The 14,693-nt window shown below is 70.1% G+C and carries 10 protein-coding genes and 2 pseudogenes; 6 read left to right on the top strand and 6 right to left on the bottom strand.

Going from position 1 to position 14,693, the window contains the following annotated elements; translation table 11 throughout:
• Positions 1–11: 11 nt before the first annotated feature.
• The gene (locus ABZT02_RS02875) at positions 12–758 is read left to right on the top strand and encodes a response regulator transcription factor (protein WP_356013530.1); all 747 of its coding nucleotides are present in this window, start codon (positions 12–14) and stop codon (positions 756–758) included.
• Between the two features lie 107 nt (positions 759–865).
• Positions 866–1,702, top strand: coding sequence for an ABC transporter permease (locus ABZT02_RS02880; protein ID WP_356013532.1), 837 nt, complete (start codon positions 866–868; stop codon positions 1,700–1,702).
• A 106-nt stretch (positions 1,703–1,808) separates the two neighbouring features.
• Here the strand turns inward: ABZT02_RS02880 and ABZT02_RS02885 are convergent, their stop codons facing one another.
• Both ABZT02_RS02885 and ABZT02_RS02890 read right to left on the bottom strand, forming a co-directional pair.
• Complete coding sequence (locus ABZT02_RS02885) at positions 1,809–2,747, bottom strand: YbhN family protein (protein WP_356013534.1); 939 nt, start codon at positions 2,745–2,747, stop codon at positions 1,809–1,811.
• A gap of 5 nt (positions 2,748–2,752) precedes the next feature.
• Positions 2,753–4,241, bottom strand: a pseudogene (locus ABZT02_RS02890) (hypothetical protein).
• Between the two features lie 300 nt (positions 4,242–4,541).
• On the opposite strand from ABZT02_RS02890, the pseudogene ABZT02_RS02895 reads away from it, so the two are divergent.
• Together ABZT02_RS02895 and ABZT02_RS02900 are read left to right on the top strand one after the other, a co-directional pair.
• A pseudogene (locus ABZT02_RS02895) lies at positions 4,542–5,341 on the top strand (hypothetical protein).
• Positions 5,342–6,288: 947 nt separating this feature from the next.
• Positions 6,289–6,555, top strand: coding sequence for a hypothetical protein (locus tag ABZT02_RS02900; protein WP_356013537.1), 267 nt, complete (start codon positions 6,289–6,291; stop codon positions 6,553–6,555).
• A 96-nt stretch (positions 6,556–6,651) separates the two neighbouring features.
• Here ABZT02_RS02900 and ABZT02_RS02905 read toward each other — a convergent pair whose 3' ends face one another.
• A complete protein-coding gene (locus tag ABZT02_RS02905; RefSeq protein WP_356013539.1) occupies positions 6,652–7,893 on the bottom strand; it encodes an MFS transporter in 1,242 nt (413 codons plus the stop codon).
• Positions 7,894–8,089: 196 nt separating this feature from the next.
• Between ABZT02_RS02905 and ABZT02_RS02910 the strand changes: the two genes are divergently transcribed.
• Entirely contained in the window at positions 8,090–9,163 is a 1,074-nt protein-coding gene (locus ABZT02_RS02910) for an AraC family transcriptional regulator ligand-binding domain-containing protein (protein WP_356013541.1), read from the top strand.
• A 20-nt stretch (positions 9,164–9,183) separates the two neighbouring features.
• Here ABZT02_RS02910 and ABZT02_RS02915 read toward each other — a convergent pair whose 3' ends face one another.
• From ABZT02_RS02915 to ABZT02_RS02925, 3 genes are read right to left on the bottom strand one after another with little or no spacing between them, the layout of a single operon-like run.
• Positions 9,184–10,596: an aldehyde dehydrogenase family protein gene (locus ABZT02_RS02915; protein WP_356013542.1), complete on the bottom strand. Its 1,413-nt coding sequence runs from the start codon at positions 10,594–10,596 to the stop codon at positions 9,184–9,186.
• On the bottom strand, positions 10,593–11,471 hold the full coding sequence (locus tag ABZT02_RS02920) for an SDR family oxidoreductase (RefSeq protein ID WP_356013543.1): 879 nt from the start codon (positions 11,469–11,471) through the stop codon (positions 10,593–10,595). Before ABZT02_RS02920 ends, ABZT02_RS02915 begins: the two co-directional genes overlap by 4 nt.
• Complete coding sequence (locus tag ABZT02_RS02925; protein WP_356013544.1) at positions 11,468–12,820, bottom strand: NAD(P)/FAD-dependent oxidoreductase; 1,353 nt, start codon at positions 12,818–12,820, stop codon at positions 11,468–11,470. Before ABZT02_RS02925 ends, ABZT02_RS02920 begins: the two co-directional genes overlap by 4 nt.
• A 194-nt stretch (positions 12,821–13,014) precedes the next feature.
• On the opposite strand from ABZT02_RS02925, the gene ABZT02_RS02930 reads away from it, so the two are divergent.
• Entirely contained in the window at positions 13,015–13,638 is a 624-nt protein-coding gene (locus ABZT02_RS02930) for a TetR/AcrR family transcriptional regulator (protein WP_356013546.1), read from the top strand.
• Positions 13,639–14,693 lie beyond the last annotated feature (1,055 nt).

The raw sequence follows: 14,693 nt of genomic DNA on the forward strand, positions 1-14,693 counted from the left end.
GGCTGTCGTCCATGCGCACGCCCGCCGCACCAGACCGCTACCGCCACCGTGTCCTCGTCGTCGAGGACGACGACACCATCGGCCGCCATCTGGAAGCCGGCCTGCGCGGCCACGAGTACGTGCCGACGTGGTGCCGTACGGGGGCGGGCGCCCTGGCCGAGGCCGCGCGGGCACCGTACGACGTGCTGCTGCTGGACCTGGGGCTGCCCGACATGGACGGTCTGGACGTGGCCCGGGATCTGCGGGCCCGCCTCCCCGATCTGTTGATCGTCGTGCTGACCGCTCGGACCGAGGACATCGACGTCATCGCCGGACTGGACGCCGGGGCCGACGACTATCTCGTCAAACCGTTCACCATGACCGTGCTGCTCGCCCGGCTGCGAGCGCATCTGCGGCGGCAGGCAGTGGCTGCCCCGGTCCGCAAGCCGGTGCGGCTGGGCGATCTGGTCGTCGACGTCTCCGCCCGACGGTGCGCGCTGCGCGGTGCCGAGATCCCCCTGCGGGCCAAGGAGTTCGACCTGCTCGCGGTACTGGCCGAGCGGGTCGGCGAGGCGGTGTCGCGGGAGACGTTGATGGCCGAGGTGTGGGACGAGAACTGGTTCGGACCCACCAAGACTCTCGACGTGACGATGGCGGGCCTGCGACGCAGACTCACCAAGGCAGTGCAGGCCGCGAGCGGTCCTGTCCGCTTGCCGGAGATCACCACGCTGCGCGGGCACGGATACCGTTTGGAACGCCCGCCGGATCCGGTGGATTGAGAAGCAACTGACGTCCGGCTCGGATGTGAGCGCCTGCCGACGATCATCCGGTAGCAGCGGTAGCGCTCGGCCGGCAGCACCGACGCGGATTGCTTGAGGTGGGGAACGTGACGTCGAGTGCTACATCCCTCGTCCCGGTCAACATCACCCTCGGCGTCCTGCTAGCCGCCCTGCTGCTGGCGGCGGCCGTGGTCGCGGGGCGGTTCCATCTCGACCCGCACCCGTACAAGAGCCGAGCCCGGGAGATCCTCGTCGCCGGACTGAGGGCCGCGGCCCAGCTCGCCGTCGTGTCGGTGGTCATCGCGTGGGCCGTCAAGTCCGTGCCAGGCCTGCTGGCGTTCCTTGTCGTGATGTTCTCGGTGGCGGTGCGTACGGCCGGGCGGAGAATCACCAGCGACCGCACCTGGTGGCTCACGGCCGCCCCGATCGCCGCCGGCGTGGTGCCGGTCGTCGCGGCACTGCTGCTGACGGGGCTCGTCCCGCTGCGAGGCATCGCACTGATCCCGATCACGGGCATCCTCATCGGCGGCGCACTCACCGTGACCGTCCTTGCCGGACGTCGCGCCCTGGACGAACTGGCCCAGCGCAACGGGGAGGTGGAAGCCGCGATGGCCCTGGGCTTCCTGGACCGGGACGCACGGATGGAGATCGCCCGCCCCGCGGCATCGGAGGCACTCCTGCCGGGCCTCGACCAGACCCGGACGGTGGGGCTGGTCACCCTCCCCGGTGCCTTCGTCGGCATGCTGATGGCAGGGGCGAGTCCCGTGATGGCCGGGGCGGTGCAGTTGTTCGTCCTGATCGCGCTCATGGCAGTGCAGTCCGTCGCGGTCGCGGTGACGCTCGAACTCGTCGCCCGCCACCACCTGCACCGCCCGGTGCCCGGCGCGCCGACCGGATCGCCACGCAAGGCAGGGCGGCCGATGAAACGGCTGCCGCGTCACTGAGGGCGGGGAGGTCCGCGGCCGGCTGGAGGGGCACCGCACGAGGACGTTCCGCTGGCGAAAGCCACGGCCGGTCACTGAGAGAGAGGCAGCGAGCCCCGCCACCGGCTCAGAGCGCCGAACGGCGGTCCAGCACCCCCAGGACCAGCAGTCCCGGTGCCATCGGCAGCCATCCGGTGAGCATGCGGTAGCCGATGACCGCCGAGATCGCCGTCTGCCCCGGTGCTCCGGCGGCCGTGAGCGCGAAGGCGAGCGCGGCGTCCAGCCACCCCAGTCCACCGGGCGTGGGAAGCAGGGCCGCCGCCCCGCTGGCAACGAGGTACGCCAGCACCACATGGCTCGTCGGCAACGCGAGACCGAGCGCGTGCACCACGGCCACGACCACGGCCGCGTGCAGCAACGCGAACGCGACCGAGCCGCCCCACAGTGCGCAGGCCCGCCCTCGGGAGCGATGCACCTCCAGCACGTCGGTCACGGCCCGCCCCACCGTCCGCCTGAGCCGACCGCTGGCCACCACCGCCAGCACGACGCTTGCCGCCGCCACCGGTGCCAGGACCAGCACGTGGGGGACCCGCGCCGGCAGCGGGACAGCGCCCGGCGACGCCACCAGCAGGACGACGCCCAGCACGCACCGGACGCCCCCGCCGGCCGCCGCCTTCACGGCCAGCGCGGTCGCCGAGCGCCTGGTGGACAGGCCGCACCGCGTCAAAAACCGCAGATTGACCAAGCTCGCCCCGGCTCCTGCGGGCAGGATGTGGTTGGCGGCGCACGCCGCGAACTGAGCGGCCACCAGTCGTCCCTTCGGCAGCCGCTCGATAACCGCCCCCTGCTGCGCCACTGCCGCGCACACCCAGGTGGCGACAGTGGCGAAGCAGGCGAGCACCAGCCACTCGCCGTCGGCGGCGGCCAGTTGGTCGGTACCGCTGTCGAGGGTGGCCCGGTGCGCCGCGAGCATGCCGCTGGCGGCGACGAGTACCGCGAGGGTGATGCCCAGCCGGACGTAGTGACGCCTGCCCGCGGTCACCATCACGCTGTCGGACACTGTCACCGCGGTCACCGCCCCTGCCGGACGAAGGGAGCGACGTAGGCATGGAGAACCCCGGCCCGCTCCATGGACCAGGTGCGCGCGTAGGCGGGCGGACGGTCGCCGGGCTGGGCGAGGACGGCGACGGTGGTCCGGTGGGCGGCCCGGGCCAGTGCGGCCGCGGTGGTGCTGGTGTCGTGGCCGTCGGTCTGGGCCGAGCCACAACCGGTGTAGAAGGCGATGAGCACGGCCTCGTAGCCGCTGAGCAGGCACGGCGGCCGCACGCCGAGCGTGTGGAGGGCTGAGGCGGTGCGGGACCAGTCGTCACGGCTCGCGGCGGAACCGTGCACGGTGTGTTCCAGGACGACGAACTGCACGGCCAGGTGAGCCGCCAGGCAGGCCGCGACGAGGCTCACGGCGACGGTGCGCACGGTCCCCCGAGTCGGGGCGCTGACCAGGTGAGCCAGGCCATGGGCGACGGGGAAGGCGAGCAGGGCGTAGGCGGGCAGCAGGAACCGGGGGGCGGCGTAGCCGATGAGGAACAGATAGGGGACGGCGGCCGTGACCGCGCAGGCCAGCGGCAGCAGGACGGGCAGGGCGCGTCGGGCCCGGACGGCGGTGACCGCGCCGAGCGCGGCGAGGACGGGCAGCGCGAACCACCACAGGGTCACCACCGGGTTGGGGGCCGGTCCGGTGCAGGGACGGCAGAGGGTACGCCCCCCGAGACTGTGCAACTGGTCGGCGACCGCCAGGTGCAGACCGAGACCGCCCTGGATGCGGGAGGCGTCGGAGAGGCGTTGCGCAAGGCCGCCGTAGCTCATGTACGCCTCGATCACCCACTCACCAGCACCGGCCAGCAGACCGGCGGCCAGCACGGCGAGGAGGCGGGGGCGGCGCAGGGCGAGGGCGAGCAGGGGAAGCACCAGGTAGACGGCGTCCATCGGGCGCATCCACGCCATCAGTGCCGCACCCGCGAACACGCCCCACCAGGCTGCCCGGTCCCCTGGGTTCGCGCGGACGCGCAGGAAGCAGCCGCCGCAGGCCAGGGCGCCGACGGCGACCCAGTAGTTGGGCATGGGCCTCCGGGCCGTAGAACAGGGTCACCCACAGGGAGGCAAACAGGGCACCCGCCAGGGCCAGGACGCGCGGCATGACGTGAGCCCGCCAGACGCGCAGGGCGAAGCAGAGGCCCAGACCGGAGAGGATCGCCAGATAGACCCGCAGAAGGGCGGTGGAGTCGGACCACGACGCGATCGGCGCGACAAGCAGCGAGATGCCGCGGGCCCGGGGCGCGCTGAAGAAGGCGGCGGGAACATGGCCGCTGACCTGGCTGACGTAGACAGTCTCGTCCCAGCCGAGACCGAGACCCGGTCGTACGAGGACGAGCTGGGCGAGCGTGAAAGCCCCCGCGACCGCCGCGAGCCACGGTTCGCCCCACCGGCGCCGAGGCCGGGCCGTCCGCAGGGGGAAGCCGGTGCGAGAGGCACCGGTCATCGTGACGTTCGAGCCGTCGGCCATCCTGCACCTTTCATCGTCACGCGTCCCGGAACCATCTTCTCCTACATCTCGTAGGAGGCCACTTCACCGTACGGCTCGCCGGTTAGAGACGGGTGAGGAGAAGTCGTCTCCCTCGCCCTTGTCCAAAGTGAGGGGATGGCGGACCGCAGCCCACGCGACAGGCCCGAACGGCGTAGCGCCGACGAGCTCGAGCGGCTTCCACAGTCCGCTCACCCCGTACCCGGACGAGCGAGCTCAAGGCATAGACCCCCCGCGCACCGTTCAGGTTGCGTTCATGCTCGAAGTGCGATCGTGCGGATCATGACCGCAGAGCCTGTCCTCGATGAACGCCCCCACGCCCCCACGCCCCCATAGGCCAACTGGCAAACAAGGTGCCGGAGGTGACCGTCTATTTCTGGATCATCAAGGTGCTGACCACCGGCATGGGTGAGACGGCGTCGGACCTCCTGGCCCGCACGCTCGGCCCGATCCCGGCGGTGGCGCTCGGCGGCCTCGCCCTGACGGCGTCCCTGGCCGTGCAGTTCGCGCTTCGCCGGTATGTCGCCTGGGCCCACTGGACTGCCGTCGTCATGGTCAGCGTGTTCGGCACCATGGCCGCCGACGTCCTGCACGTCGGCCTCGGCGTGCCGTACGCCGTCTCGACCCCGGCGTTCCTCGTCGTACTGGCCGCGGTCTTCGCCCTCTGGTACGCGAGCGAGCGGACCCTCTCCATCCACACCATCCGGACCCGGCGCCGTGAGGCGTTCTACTGGGCGGCCGTCCTCGCCACCTTCGCCCTCGGCACCGCCACGGGCGATCTCACCGCCACCGTCGGCTTCGGCTACCTGGGCTCGGTCGCCCTCTTCGCAGTCGCCATCTGCGCACCCGCCCTGGCCCACCGCTTCGGGGCCCTCGGCGCGGTGACCGCCTTCTGGACCGCCTATGTCATCACCCGCCCCCTCGGAGCCTCCCTCGCCGACTGGATGGCACTCCCCCACACCCGCGGCGGCCTCGACCTCGGCCTGGCACCGGTCACCCTCGCCTGGACGGTGGCAATCATCGGATTCGTCGGCTACCTGGCCGTGTCACCACGCGACAGGGGCGCGCACGCCGCAGCATGAGGCAAGGGCGCGCTGGGCCGTTTCCTGTACGGGCCGTTATCCCGGCACACACCTCGGCCACAGTCCCCTCGCACGGACCGCCGCACCCACACGCCGCCCCGGACAGAAGGCCGACTCGAAGATCACCAGACGGCACTTGCGATTCCTCGCGTCCAGCCAGCATCCAGAACTGGGCGTCCAGCCCCTCGAAAAGGTCGGCTACGGAGGCGTGCCCAGCACCCGGGCCACCACGTCAGAGCAGGTCAGAGCGATTCGAACTAACCCCTACGGCCCCAGAGTTGAAGTCACGAGCAGCGGTTTCCGTCCGTTGCGGCAAACCTCTGAATCAGTACGCCAGATGATACGTTTCCGCAGGTCACAGCCGTGCACAGCGGGGCGGGTGGGACTCGAACCCACGGCCGACGGATTATGAGTCCATTGGGAATCTTGACGGCCCTTGCCGATCATTGCCGATTCACGCCGTTCTTGCAGGTCAGACGTGCTGATCCGTGTCAGCCCTTTGCCGTGCTTGTCGGTCTGTTCCTGTCCTTGCGGCCCCTCAATGGCCCCTGAGAGTCAATAAGTTGAACGCTCACCACAGCAGCAGCCGCGTTCACCCCGTCCAGCCAAGGGGATAGAATCCTCGCACAGCGGATTTCCCTTCCAACGCGCAGAGGCTCCGCCCCGATACTCAGGGGCGGAGCCTCTTGAGCTGTACCGCGTGAGGGCGGATAGTCGAGCTCCCTAACGAGCAGATGTCGGCGGTGACTCCGCCTGAGACACTCGTTTCATGCTTGGCCAAGGTTGGCAATCGCAGTGGGAGCGGGTAGGCCGCCGCCTTGAGGATGTGCGGGGCCGTATACACGGGCGCGCCAAGAGGCACCGACGCCGCAGTCGACCTGGTTCTGTCGTTCCTCGAGACCGTGTATCACCTGAACGATCCAGGGAGCAGATTGACCAGTAAAGCCGTGGAGGACCTGATCAACAGCAGTCCGGTGCTCCAGGTCTGTGCAGATCTCGCCAACGGCTCGAAGCACCTCAAGCTGAACAGGACGAGGACGGGCGACCTTTCCACGACGATCGCGCGGAACGACGTCGAGGTCTCTGTCGGCACCGGGACCTCGGCGCACCGCTTCTGCATTGCGTCCGGCGGCACGGAGCACGACGCCTTGCAGATCGCCGAAAACGCTGTTGATCAGTGGAGCGGGTTCCTCTCCACGCGTGGCCTCATCTAAGTCGGGGGCAGAGGTCGATTCGAGGGCGGGCTCGGTGCCAGCGTCCGGCCGGGGCCTCGGGGCGTCTTCGACGGCGACACCCCCGTCATCGATCGCTCAGCCGAGTAGTCGAGGATCTACCCGGTCGACGGGAGGGACGCTCTCCGTGCGGGTCGGGCTCGAAGGTTGGGTGAAGTGGCGGGCGGCAGCCAGGAGAAGAACGGCCAGTGCGGCCGGTAGCGCGTAAGCGAGACGGAAGTGGCCGGTGGAGCCGAGGAGTCCGCCGACGGCGCCGCCGGTGATGACCCCGGCGTAGTTGAAGAGGTTCAGGCGTGCCAGGACCGCCTCCGAGGCCGTTGGACGCAATCGCGCGGCGGAAGCCAGGCACAGCGGAGCCAGCACAGACACCCCGAGGCCCGCCGCCCCGGAAGCGAGCACGGCGAATGGCCAGCCCGGCGCGGCAGCCAGAGCTGCCAGGGCGCCGGCGGCCAGCAGGGCCGCGGTGCGCACGACGGTGACCGTTCCGAGCTTCTGTACGAGGCGATCGGTGCCGGCTCGGCCGATGACCGTGCCTGCCTGATAGGCCGCGTACGCCAGCGGCGCGACCGTGAGGGACGCGGCGAGAGTCTGCCGCAGGTAGACCGCCGACCAGGCCGAGACGGAGGATTCGATCACGTAGACGACCAGGAGAACCAGGCCGAACGGGATGAGCCGGATCCACACGCGGTGCCCGAGCGGGGGCTGCGCGACGGCGGCCGGGGGTCCCTTGGGGGCGGGGAGGTCATGTGTGCTCATACACACGGCGAGGAGCAGGACGCTGCCTGCCTGCAGGGTCAGGCCGCCGGCCACGGGCCACTCCAGCCGGGCTGCCCCGGCGGTGAGCAGCGCCGCGACCACGCCGCCCATGCTCCATGCCGTGTAGAACGAGCCGAACACACTGCGGCCGTAGGCGCGTTCGATCTCGGCGGCCCGGGTGTTGACGCTTACGTCGAGGGCGCCGACAGCGAGCCCGAAGAGGAGGTACGCGCAGGTGACGGCAGCCTGGCCGGGGGCCCAGCCGATCAGCACCAGCGCGGCCACGGCCGTCAGCATGGCCCCGCGCATCGCGGCGACGGGACCAGCACGGCGGATCGTGGAGAGACCCAGGAAGCTGCCGCCCCCTGCCGCCAGCGCCACAGCGACCATCAAGGCGGTCGTCAGGAGAGGGGCCAGTTTCAGGTGTTCGGTGACGGCCGGGACAGTCGTGTACACGGCGGCGACACAGGCGCCCTGTGCGGCGAACGCGATGGTCGCGACCCGCCGGGCACCGATCTTGGAGACTGGGCTCCCGGACCCAGCCCGGAAGGCATTAGAGGGCATGGTGCTTTCACACCTTCATTTCCAGTGTGCGTGGGAGGGCCGACGAGTCAACGCGGTACGGATTCCGGAAACCGTAGTCAGGCGTGGAACGCGGGCGCCCGGACGCCAGGGGCCGTACAGGGGACTTGGGGGGCCAGGCCCGCGACCGGGTGGTGCCAGGCTGCCTACAGTGGTCGCCGAGGAGAAGGTGAGTGCGATGTCCCTTGCCCCCGACCCGGCGAACCCTCCGGGGACCAGCCGCAGCACATCGGCGACGATCCAGCCGAACATCCTGCGCTGTCTCGTCACAGTCGCCGACGAGCGCGGCATCGATCTGCGACCCCTGCTGAAGCAGGTCGGGCTGGACGAGACGGTCATGCGTTCCGCCGCGCTGAGGGTGTCGTACCGGCAGGGCAGCGCGGTGATCCGGCGTGCTCTCGAGCTCACCCGGGACGAGCGCCTGGGGCTGAAGGTCGGAGCGGCACAGCACCTGACCGCGTGGGGCCTGCTCGGCTTCGCTCTGATGGCCGATGACACGCTGCAACACGCCATCGAGACGGGAGTGAAATACCAGAACCTGTCCGGGGCGATGGTCGTGTGGTCGGCCGCCACGAGCAAGGAGGACGAGGCCTTCGTGCTGCGTGCCGACCTCCCCGATCCCGCCATGGACCCGGCCGTGGCGTCCTTCCTGAGCGAGGAGGCGTTCGCCTCCGTGGTCACACTGTCGCGGCTGGCCGTCGACCCGGCATTCGCGCCACGGGCAGTCGAGTTCTCCTTTCCGCCACCTCGCCAACTCGACCTGTACGGCGCCCTGTTCCGCTGTCCGGTCCGATTCGGCGCCCCGACGAACCGGATGCTCATCGACGCCACGTGGGCTTGTACCCAGATGCCCGGCCGGGATCCGGTGGCCTACGCGTCGACACTGGAGATGCTCGACGCGCAGATGGCTTCCCGCCGTGACCAGCAGGACCTGCTGGAGGTACTGGAGATCTCCGTCGCGCAGAGCCTGCCGGCGATCCCCTCCTTCGCTGAACAGGCACGGCGGCACTCGACGAGCGAACGGACGCTGCGCCGCCGACTGGCCGACTGCGGCACGACGTACGAGGCACTCGTCGAGGGAGTACGCCGGGAACGCGTCGAACAGCTGCTGCTCCGGCCGGAACTGACGTTGCGTGACATCGCCCGGCGGGCGGGATTCTCCGACGAGCGCGCGCTGCGCCGCGCGGTACGTCGCTGGCACGGTACCTCCCCGGTCCACCTGCGGGAGCAGATGCGTACGGATCGCTCCTAGGCCAGGGCCCAGGCCCGAGGTCAGTGTGTGCGGATCCAGACCGTCTTCTCCCGGGTCCACTGGTCGAAGGCGTTGGTGGACTTCTCCACGCCGCCGAATCCGGACTGCTTCCAGCCGCCGAAGGGCGTGGTGATGTCGCCCTCGCTGTAGGCGTTCACGGAGATCACTCCGGCCTCGATGCCGCGTGCCAGCCGCAGCGCGCTGTCGAGGTCGCGGGTCCAGACCGAGGCGGCGAGCCCGTACTCGGTGGCGTTGGCCATCCGCACCGCCTCGTCCTCCGAGGCGAAGGTCTGGACGGTGACGACGGGCCCGAACAGCTCCTTGGTAAGGACGTCGCTGCCGTCGGGGGCGCGGGTGATCACGGTGGGCGGGTAGTAGGCGCCGTGCGGAGGCAGACCGTGGGGCAGTCCCCCGGTATGGACCTTGGCTCCACCGGCTCGGGCGACCTCCACGGCTCCCGCTACCCGGTCGAAGGCGGCACGGTCGATGAGCGGCCCCACCTGCGTGCGCGAGTCGGACGGGTCACCGATGACGAGTTCCCTGGCCGCGGCCGTGAACCGCTCCAGGATCTCATCGGCGATACTGCGGTGGACCAGGACGCGGGAGCCGGCCGTGCAGTTCTGCCCCGTCGTCAGGAACGCGGCCTCGATCATGTTGTCGATCAGCTCGTCCCCGTAGGCGAGCGCGTCGGCCATCAGCACCTGAGGGCTCTTGCCGCCCATCTCCAGTGCGACGCGCTTAAGGTTGCTCTCTGCGGCTGCCGTGAGGATGCGGCGGCCGGTCGCGGCGGACCCGGTGAAGGAGAGCGCCCCCACGAGGGGGTCAAGGGCGAGGGCCGCCCCCGCTTCGGAACCGTACCCGGGCAGGACGGTGAGCACCCCGTCGGGCAGGCCGGCCTCGGCGGCGAGCGTGGCCAGGTGCAGGGCCGAACGCGGGGTTGCCTCGGCCGGCTTGACCAGCAGACAGTTGCCCGCGGCCAGGGCGGGTCCGACCTTCCACGCGGTCATGGCCAGCGGGTAGTTCCACGGCAGGATCGCCGCGACCACGCCGACCGGTTCGCGGCTCATGAGGCCCAGCCCGTGGGGCCCGCTCGGCGCGAGACGGCCGAAGACCTTGTCGGCCGCCTCGGCGAACCAGCGGATCGACTCGATCGCGCCCGGCACGTCGCCCGTACGGCACTCCGTGATCGGCTTGCCCGCGTCCTCGCTGTCCAGCCGGGCGAAAATCTCGGCGTCGCGTTCCATCAGGTCGGCCAGCCGCAGCAGCACCGCGGCGCGCTCCCGGACCGGCAGCCGCGACCATACTCCGGCGGTGAAGACCTGCCGGGCCCGCTCGGCGGCCTTGGCAATGTCGTCGGCACTCGCGGCGGGCAGGGTGGTGATCGGCTCCTCGGTGGCGGGGTTGACGACATGCAGCGTCTGGTGCGTGCTCATGCTTCCTCCACCAGCTCCCAGCGGCCGTCGGTCTGGCGGGCCAGTCCGCGGCGTCGTAGTTCTTCCAGATAGCGGGCCATGCCGCGATCACCGCGCTTGCGGAACAGCGGGAAGATCCTGGGCAGCAGGTTCGGTGCGAGCATCGCGAACCGCACCAGACGGGACTCACCGGTCCGGGGGTAGGCCTCCAGGCGGGGCTTGTCCAGCAGGCTCACAACGGCCGCGACGACGTCGGCGGGCCGCTGGGGCCGGTCCTGGAACTGCATGGAGTTGCCGCCGTCCACGGCCTCCTGACGCAGCATCCGGGTGTCGGTCGCCGACGGCAACACCGAGCCGGCCAGGATTCCCTTGCTCCGCAGGTCGAGGCCGATAGCGAGCATCGCGCCGCGCAGCCCGAACTTGGAAGCCGTGTAGATCGGGGTCTCGCCCAGGGGGAAGATTCCGCCGAGGGACACGGTGGTGACCACCCGGGCGTCCCGGGAAGCCAAGAGAAGGGGAATGGCGATCCTGGTGGCAATCAGCGGGGACGTCAGGTTGAGAGTGATCTCCCGCTCGATGCTCTCGACGCTCCGCACGTCGAAGCGTTCCGCGCTGGTCATACCGACGTTGTTGACGAGCACGTCGAGGCGGCCGTAGGCATCGGCGACCAGGTCGAAGAGCCGCTCCACCTGGGCGCGGTCCATCAGATCGCAGCCGATGCCCGTGTGCCCGACACCGGGCAGGTCGGCGGCGACCTTCTCGGCCCGGGCCTGGTCGATGTCGACGACGACGCAGTGGGCGCCGCCGGAGGCGAAGCGGTGGCACAGCGCGCTGCCGATGCCGCCCGCGCCGCCGGTCACCAGCATGACCTTGTCGGTGTAGTCGAACCCGCTCATGCCGCGCTGCCTTCCTTGACAGCGCGCAGGGACCGCACCTGCGGCGGCTGGCCCTCGGTACGCCAGCCCATGTCGCGCGCGACCTTGCCCAGGTACTTCACGAGCGCCCCGCTGTCGACGTAGCCGATGTGGCGGGGCGAGTCGACGAACTTCAGCCCGCCGGACAGATCCGGGCGGTCGGCGCGGATCATCTGGGTGAACCGTTCAGCGTTCCGCAGCTGGTGCCGCGCGTCGTGGATATACCCGGCGATCAGCTGCGCCTGGGTGTCGAAGAGTCGGTACGCACCGGAGTTGGTCTCCACGAAGCCGATGCCGAACAGGCCCAGGTGCTCACGTGAGAACGACGACAAGTACAGGTCGGGGTGCTGCTCGTCGCCGAAGTACTGCTGCGCGACGGGCACTTTGTGGACGTAGCCCGTGGCGAGCAGGATGAGATCGAAGTGGTCGCTCGTGCCGTCGGTGAAGTGCACGGTCCTGCCCGCGGTGCGGGCGATCCCGGGCTTGGCGGTGATGTCGCCGTGCTGGAGGTGGTGGATCAGCATCGAGTTGATGGCCGGGTGGGTCTCGAACAGCTTGTGGTCCGGCTTCGGCAGCCCCAGTCGCGTCGGATCGCCGTTGATGATCCGCAGTACGGCACCGAAGACGCGCTGCGCCAGCCACATCGGCAGATGCGGCCCGCTGTTGGCGATGGTGTCCACCGGCCGGCCGAACAGGTGCTTGGGGATAAACCAGTAACCGCGCCGCATGCTGATCACCGCGTGGTCGGCACTCCGGGCGGCGTCGCAGGCGATGTCGCAGCCGGAGTTCCCCGCGCCCACGACCAGGACGCGCTTGCCGCGCAGCTCCTCCGCGCTGCGGTAGCCGACTGTGTGCCGGACCTCCCCGCTGAACTCCCCAGGAAGGTCAGGGATGTTGGGGTGCCACTGCGAGCCCGTGCACACGACGACCTGTCCGTGCACGCTTGCCCGCCCGTCGGCCCGGGTGACCGTCCACGTGCCGTCCGCGTTCTTCTCGACGTCGGCGACCTCGACGCCGAACTCAATCCGGTCCGTCAGCCCGTAGGCATCGGCGAAGGATCGCAGGTACGACAGGATCTGCCGGTGCGGCGGGTAGTCGGCGAAGTCGTCGGGCATCGGAAAGCCGCCGAATCCCGACAGGGTCCTGCTGGAGATGAAATGGGCCGACTCGTACATCGGGCTCCCGGGATTGTCGATGTCCCAGATACCGCCGGACCCGGTGTGCCGCTCAAGATGTGTGTACGGCAGATTCCGCTCCGCCAGAGCCCGCGCGACCGCCAGTCCGGCGGGTCCCGCCCCGATCACACACGTATCAAACTGGATTTCCTTCATGAGCCTGCCTCCTCGTTCCTCCCGCTTCCGGGAGCGGGTGGAGGCAACGTATTCACCCGCCGTTTCCGCGCGAACTGACCCACGCGGCCACAGACCGGACCTCAGCGGCCGTGCCACTGCAGCATCCTCCGTCAGCGCGGCGCCTGACCTGTTCGATCGACTTGTTCACAAGACTTGGTCGCTATGATGCAGTCATGGCTCACGTTCCCGCGGCCGAGCGCCGTCCTCAGCTGATCAAAGCGGCGATCACTTTCATGACGAGGGAAGGGGTCGCGGCCGGCAGCACTCGTGCCATCGCCGCTGAGCTGGGGGTGGCTCAGGCCACGGTGCACTACACCTTCGGCACGAAGGAAGGGCTGTACCGCGCTGTCATGGAGCAGCTCACGCAGGATCTGATCGCCCAGGTCGAGGCGGCCGCTCCGGCCGATGCCGGATTCGAGGAGACGGCCAGCACGTTGGCCGCCGCTCTGTGGCGAACGGTGCGTGAGCAGCCCGCCAGCCATCAGCTCCTCTCGGAGCTGACCATGTTCGCACTGCGCACCCCCGCTCTGAGCGAGGCCCTCGACAGCCACCACCGGGGGGTGACCGAGGTGACGGCGCGACTGGTGACCGAGGCGGCCGAGCGCACCGGACAGCAGCTGGCCCAGCCCGCGGAAACGATCGCCCGGTTCTTCCTCGCCGGGTTCGACGGGCTCACGATGCAGCGCCTCTCTCATCCCGACGAGGAGGCCGAGCACACCTGCCTCCAGGCTTTCGTGTCCGCCGTGGTCGCCATGGCCGGCGGTCGGCTGGAGCTGGTGTCCGTACCGGCAAGCTGACAGCTGCCGGACGCATGCCCAGCCGGCGCGGTTCTCGGTGTGAACGGCGGCGGAGAACGCCCTCTGAGGCGCCGCGTCGACGTCGACGACACCGTTCGCCCTGCTCCAAGACGTGACCGACGTCTTCGAATTCCCGGCCCGCGGTTGCGCTCGGCGTGAGGCGTACCCACGGTGGCGACGCACTTGTGGTCGACGGCCTGGACGGCATCGGCGGCCCATGACTGCTCCTTCCTCAGATCCGATGGCAGGAGACTCGGTGGCGTCATGGTTGCCGCATCCGGCCCGGGCCGCCCTGCTCGGCGTCGTCGACGGTGCCGAGGCGCGCTCTCCGACGCCCCGGGTGAAGGAGCGCGGCACCATACCGCGTCGCTCGCTCGTCCTGGGCGGCAGCGCCGACGATCTCTGCCTTGCACAGCGAGGTCTCACAGGTCAGGCCATCCGGATCACGGGCGTTCGGGGCCCGCCACGACGGTGTCAGGGGTCACCTCGCCCCCGCCGCCTGTCCCATCCGGGGCAGGGTGACGTCCATCTCCGGCAGTGCCAGCAGGTCGGGGGCGTGCGCCCGGAGAACCACCTGACCTTGCCGTCACGCACAGAGACCCGAACCCCGTGCCCCGCGGCCTGGTACGCCGCCACACCGGCGTCCCTCGCCGACGCTGGGACGCGCATCCTGGACGGCCGCCGAGCCCATCTCCGAGCAGGCCACGAACCCGGTCGCAGGTCTCCGGGACGACCCCGGAGACCTGCCTGCCTCGACGAGCTCTCGCGTCGTGGTGAGCCCGACCGGCCCGGCACCCGGTCACGACACCGCCGCCCTCTCAGCCCCAGCTCCCGTTCGCGGCTCACGTGCCGCGCGCACGGTCCTCCGGCTCACAGCGGGCTCACGCCGAGCGTGAAAGATGTAACAGTCGAGCGACTCGATCGCTCGACTTGAGCAGGTGATAAAGTCGGCCTATCGAACACGGCACCCGTAGGCGTTTGCCCGTCACCTGACCGCATTCCCGACCGGTGTGCCCGCCGCTTCCCCCGCCCCTGTCCGCGCTCGGACCTGCGGG

This window comes from Streptomyces sp. NPDC005402 (genome assembly GCF_040606575.1).
Taxonomy (GTDB): Bacteria; Actinomycetota; Actinomycetes; order Streptomycetales; family Streptomycetaceae; genus Streptomyces.

Bases quoted from the DNA above. Each gene is read 5' to 3' on its own strand.
- ABZT02_RS02875 (WP_356013530.1), top strand. From the start codon at position 12: ATGCGCACGCCCGCCGCACCAGACCGCTACCGCCACCGTGTCCTCGTC.
- ABZT02_RS02905 (WP_356013539.1), bottom strand. From the start codon at position 7,893: ATGCCCTCTAATGCCTTCCGGGCTGGGTCCGGGAGCCCAGTCTCCAAG.
- ABZT02_RS02910 (WP_356013541.1), top strand. From the start codon at position 8,090: ATGTCCCTTGCCCCCGACCCGGCGAACCCTCCGGGGACCAGCCGCAGC.
- ABZT02_RS02915 (WP_356013542.1), bottom strand. From the start codon at position 10,596: ATGAGCACGCACCAGACGCTGCATGTCGTCAACCCCGCCACCGAGGAG.
- ABZT02_RS02920 (WP_356013543.1), bottom strand. From the start codon at position 11,471: ATGAGCGGGTTCGACTACACCGACAAGGTCATGCTGGTGACCGGCGGC.
- ABZT02_RS02925 (WP_356013544.1), bottom strand. From the start codon at position 12,820: ATGAAGGAAATCCAGTTTGATACGTGTGTGATCGGGGCGGGACCCGCC.
- ABZT02_RS02930 (WP_356013546.1), top strand. From the start codon at position 13,015: ATGGCTCACGTTCCCGCGGCCGAGCGCCGTCCTCAGCTGATCAAAGCG.